Here is a 7,490-nt window from a genome sequence, read left to right as displayed (position 1 = left end):
CGAACGCCGCCTCGCTGAGGCCCTTTTGGAATTGCACCTTGTTCCGAGCCATTGCCACCGCCTCGCTACAACCGGATGTTCATGCTATGTATCATGCCCCAGAGGCTGAGAAAAGTGCGTAAGCAGGTTTTTCTTTGAAAAACATGGAAGCGCGTGCCCTTGCGCACCGCTTCATAAATGGCCCGGTCCAGCGACTCGTTCGATAGAGCGCTTTCAGCCTGACTGGAAACACTCCAACTCAAATTTTGCGAGCAATTTCATCGGTTTGGCATAGCTCCGCCATTTCCAGTCAGCGTGAAACTGCTCTAGGTTGACGTGATGCATGCCACTGCTGGCCAGCATCTGGAAATATGCGCCGGGCATGCGCTTCGCCAGATTGGTGGTGTAAAGCAGCTTCGACCGGCAGGCATGTGGCACCGGCTCGATGAATGCTGTCAGATGCGGATGCAGCGTCGGCTCATGCAAACACGAAAACCAGAAACTGCCCTCGGTGGTGAAGCACGCCAGCCGCACTGCCGCTCTAAGGGCCGCTTCGGACATCATATGCGTCGTTCTGGTCTGCGCGTAGTCGCAGAGACAGAACGGGCAGCCTAGGTTGCAGTTATCAACGATGTCCATGATGAGGTTCTGGATCGGCTCATGGGCCGTCACGATCGTCTTCTCATCGTCACGGCTGGACGTTATATGAACCCGTCCAGACTGCACCGCACCGGTATCGGGGACTGCCTCTGCTCCGCGACAAGGCGTTGTTGCAGAAGGACTTTCACTCGATCGGGGGCCAATGCAGCCGATTCTTGTGAGAGATGTGAGACTCATGGCTGACTCGCTTGGCGAACCTTCCCTCGACGCGCTGGTGGCGCATTATTATGCGCTCGGCGATTTTACCCGTAAGGCCTCCAGCTATATCGCCTCCTACCGCAGCCTGCTGGAGGGAAAGCGGAACGAAAGCCTGCGCCTGCTGGAACTCGGGGTGTCGTCTGGCGCCTCCCTGCTAGTGTGGCGGGACTATCTGCCGCGGGCGACGATCGTCGGAATTGACCTTGCCGATCCGCCGCCGCGTATCCTGAGGCAGGATCGCATCCATTTCGTCCAGGGCAGCCAAGGCGATGCCGCGGTGCTGGAGCGCGCGGCCGAGGTTGCCGGCGGTCCGTTCGATGTCATCATCGATGATGCGTCCCATATCGGCTATCTGACCAAGAGATCGTTACAGTATTTATTTCCCCGTCACCTGGTGCCAGGTGGACTGTATGTCATTGAGGACTTTGGCACCGGCTTCCTGCCCGCGTATCCGGACGGCACGACGTTCGAGGAGCCTGACTGGAACGACGCGGTCGAGGGGTCAACCATCTTCCGCAGCAGCCAGCATGGCATGGTCGGCGTGGTCAAGCAGCTTGTCGAGCCGCTGGTGCAGGAACTGAGCACCGGAACAAAGCCCTATCTGGCGATCAGCCGCCTGACCATCGAGACGAACATCGCCTTTATTGAGAAATCGATGCAGCCGGGCCGGCCGGCGCCGATGCTGCCCGAGAAGGCCGATTGGGACGCTGGCCGGGATGCGGGCGCGCTGACCGAGGATTTGTTGCGCCGGCATGAAGCACGGATCGGCAGATTGGAGCAGCAGATGAACACGCTGCGCACGGTGCTCGGCCCGGTTCGTCGCTTGTGGCAGCTTGGGCGGCGATTGAGGGGATGAAGGCTGGATGCGGTCGGATGGGTGTTTGTGAAGGTGCCGGATGGCTTGAGGCATGAATTTGCCTATGCCGTTTTTCCGGGTTGGATGCAGGATGGGGGACCAAAGCGGATTTGCCGAACACCTGAAGCAAGAACAGACATAACGGACCAATTCCGAGGGACGCTGAAGGAGTAAGAGAATGACCATGACCCTGGAGGCGATAAAGGCCAAGCTGTCACCGGAACGCCGCCGGAGGATCGAGCGTCGCGCCGACGAAGTCGAAGCACAGATCAAGGATTTGCAGACCCTTCGTGTGGCCCGGGCCAGCATGCAGACCGAGGTTGGCAGCCCGCCGCCGAGGTCCGCCGGCGGGTGACGCCGCTGCTGGAATTGATGGGCATCGGCGAGTTGGGCTAGCGCTATCCCGACCAGATCTCTGGCGGGCAGCGCCAGCGCGTGGCCCTGTCGCAGACCCGCATCGTGCCCCTGATCCGCACGTCGCTGACTTCTGTCTCCTGGCTGGACGTTCCGACATTGCATCCATGCCATGGCAGGCTGTGCTGCCGACGCCAGCGCGTCACGGCATGGCGGAAGCCGGCGTGTCGCAATGGGCCTGCGTCCGGCCGCCTCCCCTGGACTGGGGACAGCCGGTTGCCCCACACTCCGCGGCCAGACGGGAGGCAACATCCATGGCGCAGCGGTTCGCAGGACGCACGGCAATCGTCACCGGCGGGATCTCCGGCATCGGCGCCGGCATCGCCCGGCACCTCGCTGCCGAGGGGGCGCGGCTCAGCCTGTGGGACGTGGATGAGGCCGGGCTCGGCCGCAGCGGGGCGGCGCATACCGTCGCGCTCGACGTCACGGACCCCGACGCGGTCCAGCACGCCGCCGAGGCCACCGCCGCGGCCTTGGGAAAAATCGACATCCTGGTGGCCTCGGCCGGCATCACCGGCCCGAACCATCCAACCTGGGAGTATCCGGTGGCCGCCTGGGACCGGGTGATCGACATCAACCTGAAGGGCGTGTTCTACTGCTGCCGGGCGGTGGTGCCGTTCATGCTGGCCAACGGCTACGGCCGCATCGTCGCCATCGCCTCGATCGCCGGCAAGGAGGGCAATCCGAACGCCTCGGCCTATTCCGCCTCGAAGGCCGGCGTCATCGGCCTGACCAAGTCCCTGGGCAAGGAGCTGGCGGCCACCGAAATCCGCGTCAACTGCGTCACGCCCGCCGCGGTGCGGACGCCGATTTTCGAGCAGATGACGCCGCAGCAGATCGACTGGATGCTGTCGAAGATCCCCATCGGCCGGTTCGGCACGATCGACGAGGTGGCGTCGCTGGTGCTGTGGCTGGCCAGCGAGGCGTGCAGCTTCTCCACCGGCGCCGTGTTCGACGTCTCCGGCGGCCGCGCGACCTACTGAGCAACGAAAGGGAGAGGGAATGGATTCCGCAGACCTCGGCTTCCTGCCGGCGACCGAACTGGCGGACCTGATCCGCACGAAGAAGCTGTCCCCCGTCGAATACATGCAGGCGCTGCTGGCGCGGATCACGGCGCTGGAGCCGAAGGTCAACGCCTTCGCGTACCTGGCGGCGGACCAGGCGATGGAGGCCGCCCGCCGGGCCGAGGCGCAGTTGATGTCCGGCGGCCGCATCGGCCGGCTGCACGGCGTGCCGGTGACGATCAAGGACCTGGCGATTACCCGGGACATGCCGACACAGCACGGCAGCCTGATCTTCAAGGACTATCAGCCGACGGAGGACACGCCGATCGTGCCGCGGCTGAAGGAGGCCGGGGCGATCATCGTGGGCAAGACCACGACGTCGGAGTTCGGCTGGACTGGCGTATCGCACTCGCCGCTGACCGGCATCACGCACAATCCGTGGAAATCCGGCATGAACGCCGGGGCCTCGTCCGCCGGCGCCGGGGCGGCCGCGGCGGCGGGGTTCGGGCCGCTGCACCAGGGCAGCGACGGCGCCGGCTCGATCCGCATGCCGGCGCATTTCTGCGGCGTGTTCGGCCTGAAGCCGAGCTTCGGCCGGGTGCCGGCCTATCCGGTCAGCACCGCCGACATGACCACGCATTACGGCCCGATGAGCCGCACCGTCGCCGACAGCGCGCTGTTCCTGGAGGTGATGGCCGGGCCGCATCCGCTGGACTATTCCTCGCTGGAGGCTGGCCCGGCGGCCTATCGCGCCCGCCTGCACGAAGGCATCAAGGGGCGGCGCATCGCCTACAGCCCGGACCTGGGGCACGCCCGGGTCGATCCCGATGTGGCGGCGCTGGTGCGGGCCGCAGCACAGCGGTTCAGTGAGCTTGGCGCCACGGTCGAGGACGTGCCGACGCCCTGGGCCGCGCCGGGGCCGGACCTGATCCGCTTCTTCTGGTCGGCCCACATGACCCGGCTGAAGCCGCATCTCGCGCAGTGGGAAAAGCGGATGGACCCCGGGCTGGTGGCGTGCATCAAGGCGTCCGACAATGTCTCGATCGCCGACTACCAGGCGGCACGCGAGCGCAAGATGGCCTATGTCGCCGCCATCCACCGCTGGTTCGAGGACTGGGACTTCCTGCTGACGCCCGCCGTCTCGGTCGCCGCCTTCCCGGCCGAGACGCTGATGCCCGCGCACTGGCCGCAGCATGACTGGGACTGGGTGAGCTGGGCGGAGTTCTCCTACCCGTTCAACATGTCCTGGAACCCCGCCGCCAGCGTGCCCTGCGGCTTCACCGCCGACGGGCTGCCGGTCGGCCTGCAGATCGTCGGCCGGCGGTTCGACGACCTGGGCGTCTTGCAGGCGGCGGCGGCGTTCGAGCGCATCCAGCCCTGGGCGGACAAGCGGCCTCCGCTCGGCTGACCGGAGGATGCTGCACGCCGTCAACGCCTTCCTGCTGGGCTTCCCGGCGCTGTTCTCCATCGTCAATCCGATCAGCGGGGCGCTGATCTTCCGCGGCGTCACCGGCAACCGCCCGCCGGAGGCACGGGCGGCGATCGCCCGGCAGGTGGCGCTGTACTCGCTGTGCGTGATGATGGTCGCACTGTGGGCCGGGTCCTACATCCTGGCGTTCTTCGGCATCACGCTGGCGGCGCTGCGGGTCGCTGGCGGCCTGGTGGTGGCGCTGAGCGGCTGGCACCTGCTGAACGCGCCGGAACGGCGGGAGGCGCGGAAGCAGGAAGAAGCCGCTCCCGCCGAGGGTGCCGACGACATCGCGCTGTTTCCCCTGACCATTCCCATCACCACCGGGCCGGGCACGATTTCCGTCGCGGTGACGCTGGGCGCCGGCCGTCCGCCGCTGTTCGCCGGGCTGGGATGGTTCTTCCTGGGCATGACCGCGGCCGCCCTGGCGATGACGGTCGTGATCTGGCTCACCTACCACTACGCCGATCGGCTGGCGACGCTGATGGGGCCGCATGGGACCCGCACGGTGACCCGGCTGGCGGCGTTCCTGCTGATGTGCATCGGCGTGCAGATCCTGATCGCCGGGGTGGACGACGTGCTGGGGCCGTTGCTGGCGGCGCGGGTCCCGGCCAGGGCATAGAGCGGATCTCCGGTTGGACGCTACCCGGAGTTCGGAAGCGAACACCGGCTGGCCCGGGTGAAGACGTCAATCTTCTGTCCAGCCACGACAAGGCCGTGACGAACCCGTTGCAATGGCGGCAGCGATTCACCATTATCCCCGTCCAGGAGATATCCGATGAACGCCGTACCGTTCGATACTCTGAAGCTCGCCGATCGCCTGCAGTCCGGCGGCTTCACGCCGGAGCAGGCCCGCACGTTTTCGACGGCCCTGGCTGAGGCGGCGGGCACGGCGGACCTGGTGACCAAGCCCTACCTGGATGATCGCCTGCTTGTCCTCGAACAGCGCCTGATCATCCATCTCGGCGGCATGCTGGTGATCGCGGTCGGCATTCTCCTCGCGGCGATTCGGTACCTGCCAGTCCATTGACAGACGTCGGGTGGAAGGCCACGGTGTTCGGCCCCGCGCCGGAAGAGAGAATCGCCGCGACAGCGTGACGGTCCTTGGCGGAACTCCGCGCGAATTGCTAAACTGGACTACGCGAATCGCTCGCTTCCCCGCCGGGCGGGGTCCAAAAGCGGCCGGACCCAGGTAGGATGCAGACCATGAAGCTAAAGGCCGACCGCGCCACGTTGATCAAGGCGCTGGCCCATGTGCAGAGCGTGGTGGAGCGGCGCAACACCATCCCCATCCTGGCCAATGTCATGATCGCCGTGAAGGACGGCAAGCTGACGCTGACGGCCACCGACATGGAGATCGCCATCGTCGAGGACGTGCCGGCGACCTCGATCCGCAACGGCGCCTGCACCGCGCCGGCGGCGACGCTGTACGAGATCGTCCGCAAGCTGCCCGACGGCGCGGAGGTCGAGCTGGACCATCCCGGCGGCGACGCCCAGCTCTCGCTGCGGGCCGGGCGCTACGACACCAAGCTGGTGGTGCTGCCGGTCGAGGATTTCCCCGCCATGACCGCCGGCAACCTGCCGCACAGGTTCAGCCTGGGGGCGCAGACCCTGCGCTCACTGATCGACCGCACGAAGTTCGCGATCAGCACCGAGGAAACCCGCTACTACCTGAACGGCATCTACCTGCACCACGCCGAGACCGACGACACGCCGGTGCTGCGCGCGGTCGCGACCGACGGCCATCGCCTGGCGCGGGTGGAGGAGCCGCTGCCGGAGGGCGCCGCCTCGATGCCCGGCGTGATCATCCCGCGCAAGACGGTGAACGAGTTGCGCAAGCTGCTGGACGAGGTCACCGGCAATGTCGAGATCGCCTTGTCCGACACCCGCATCCAGTTCCACGCCGACCAGATGCTGCTGACCAGCAAGCTGATCGACGGCACCTTCCCGGAGTACGAGCGGGTGATCCCGCGCGGCAACGACAAGGTGCTGCGTGTCGGCAAGAAGGACTTCGCCGATGCCGTGGCGCGCGTCGCGGCGATCTCGTCCGAGCGGTCACGGCCGGTGAAGCTGTCGCTGGCGCGGGACCTGCTGACGCTGTCCGCCGCCAGCCCCGAGCAGGGCACCGCGAGCGAGGAACTCGACGCCGATCGCGTCAAGTACGACGCCGGCCCGCTGGAGATCGGGTTCCAGGCGCGCTACCTGAACGACATCACCGACCAGATCCCCGAGCAGGTGGAGTTCCGCTTCTCCGATGGGTCCGCGCCGACGGTGGTACAGGACGCGGCGGACGCCAGCGCGCTGTATGTGCTGATGCCGATGCGGGTGTAGGTGCGTTTGGGGATCGAGCCGCGTCGTGTTTCCGGTACAGAGGTTAACCGGCGTAGAGCTTGACCGTTGGCTGCTGGCGCGTCCTGCGTTGTAGCCCGGCTTGTCCGCATTGGCGCTACAGCATACCGCAGGACAGTTGGGACTCCGCTTGCAGGAATACGGCGGCATCGCTTTCCTCAGGCTGCCTGGGTTGCGGCCGGAGCGCCCGTTCAGACCATATGACGGTGCGGCCAGGGGCGTGCGTCCCTGTCATGGCCGGTGCCGGCGGCGGCCGACGATGATCCACCACAGAGACAGTAGAGTCGAGGGAGAGCGCGGTATCGCTTGCGCAACCCGTCTCCCCCCCCCGCTCATCAACCCGGACGTGCGGATTTCCCGCATCCGGCTTTCCGACTGGCTTCGCGGCCGTTCAAGACGTAGCCCCACGCCGTCGACAGTGACGCAGTCGCGGCACGCCAAGCTCGCCGAACACCGCGGTCATCGTAAACGGCCCAATCGCCCGCGCAGGCAATTTATGGCGCCGAGCCAGGAAGTTCCGCACGCGGTCATAGACATGCGCTTCAATGGCCTTGTCCGTGAC

General features: G+C 66.2%; 8 protein-coding genes. 7 read left to right on the top strand and 1 reads right to left on the bottom strand.

What is annotated here, in order from left to right:
• Positions 1–213: 213 nt before the first annotated feature.
• On the bottom strand, positions 214–651 hold the full coding sequence (locus CCS01_RS08655; RefSeq protein ID WP_104518431.1) for a hypothetical protein: 438 nt from the start codon (positions 649–651) through the stop codon (positions 214–216).
• A 130-nt stretch (positions 652–781) separates the two neighbouring features.
• Between CCS01_RS08655 and CCS01_RS08650 the strand changes: the two genes are divergently transcribed.
• The 7 genes from CCS01_RS08650 (at position 782) to dnaN (ending at position 6,910) form a co-directional block, all read left to right on the top strand.
• Complete coding sequence (locus CCS01_RS08650) at positions 782–1,693, top strand: class I SAM-dependent methyltransferase (protein ID WP_146101624.1); 912 nt, start codon at positions 782–784, stop codon at positions 1,691–1,693.
• A gap of 178 nt (positions 1,694–1,871) precedes the next feature.
• Positions 1,872–2,048: a hypothetical protein gene (locus CCS01_RS33545; protein ID WP_158258295.1), complete on the top strand. Its 177-nt coding sequence runs from the start codon at positions 1,872–1,874 to the stop codon at positions 2,046–2,048.
• A 313-nt stretch (positions 2,049–2,361) separates the two neighbouring features.
• Positions 2,362–3,090 carry an SDR family NAD(P)-dependent oxidoreductase gene (locus tag CCS01_RS08645; protein WP_104518429.1) on the top strand — a complete coding sequence of 243 codons (729 nt, stop codon included), beginning with the start codon at positions 2,362–2,364 and terminating at the stop codon, positions 3,088–3,090.
• Positions 3,091–3,109: 19 nt separating this feature from the next.
• The gene (locus tag CCS01_RS08640) at positions 3,110–4,519 is read left to right on the top strand and encodes an amidase (protein WP_104518428.1); all 1,410 of its coding nucleotides are present in this window, start codon (positions 3,110–3,112) and stop codon (positions 4,517–4,519) included.
• Positions 4,520–4,526: 7 nt separating this feature from the next.
• Positions 4,527–5,201: a MarC family protein gene (locus CCS01_RS08635; protein ID WP_104518427.1), complete on the top strand. Its 675-nt coding sequence runs from the start codon at positions 4,527–4,529 to the stop codon at positions 5,199–5,201.
• Between the two features lie 156 nt (positions 5,202–5,357).
• Positions 5,358–5,609, top strand: coding sequence for a CCDC90 family protein (locus CCS01_RS08630; RefSeq protein WP_104518426.1), 252 nt, complete (start codon positions 5,358–5,360; stop codon positions 5,607–5,609).
• Between the two features lie 176 nt (positions 5,610–5,785).
• Positions 5,786–6,910 (top strand): DNA polymerase III subunit beta, encoded by a 1,125-nt coding sequence (gene dnaN, locus CCS01_RS08625; protein ID WP_104518425.1) that lies wholly within the window; start codon positions 5,786–5,788, stop codon positions 6,908–6,910.
• The last annotated feature ends 580 nt before the right edge of the window (positions 6,911–7,490 follow it).

Source organism: Rhodopila globiformis, from assembly GCF_002937115.1.
Lineage (GTDB): Bacteria > Pseudomonadota > Alphaproteobacteria > Acetobacterales > Acetobacteraceae > Rhodopila > Rhodopila globiformis.
Note: the sequence above shows the minus strand (reverse complement) of the source record. Positions and strands in the feature narration are given on the sequence as shown.

What these genes read in the sequence shown, in the direction of transcription:
- CCS01_RS08650 (WP_146101624.1), top strand. Translation starts at nt 782, where the DNA reads ATGCAGCCGATTCTTGTGAGAGATGTGAGACTCATGGCTGACTCGCTT.
- CCS01_RS33545 (WP_158258295.1), top strand. Translation starts at nt 1,872, where the DNA reads ATGACCATGACCCTGGAGGCGATAAAGGCCAAGCTGTCACCGGAACGC.
- CCS01_RS08645 (WP_104518429.1), top strand. Translation starts at nt 2,362, where the DNA reads ATGGCGCAGCGGTTCGCAGGACGCACGGCAATCGTCACCGGCGGGATC.
- CCS01_RS08640 (WP_104518428.1), top strand. Translation starts at nt 3,110, where the DNA reads ATGGATTCCGCAGACCTCGGCTTCCTGCCGGCGACCGAACTGGCGGAC.
- CCS01_RS08635 (WP_104518427.1), top strand. Translation starts at nt 4,527, where the DNA reads ATGCTGCACGCCGTCAACGCCTTCCTGCTGGGCTTCCCGGCGCTGTTC.
- CCS01_RS08630 (WP_104518426.1), top strand. Translation starts at nt 5,358, where the DNA reads ATGAACGCCGTACCGTTCGATACTCTGAAGCTCGCCGATCGCCTGCAG.
- dnaN (WP_104518425.1), top strand. Translation starts at nt 5,786, where the DNA reads ATGAAGCTAAAGGCCGACCGCGCCACGTTGATCAAGGCGCTGGCCCAT.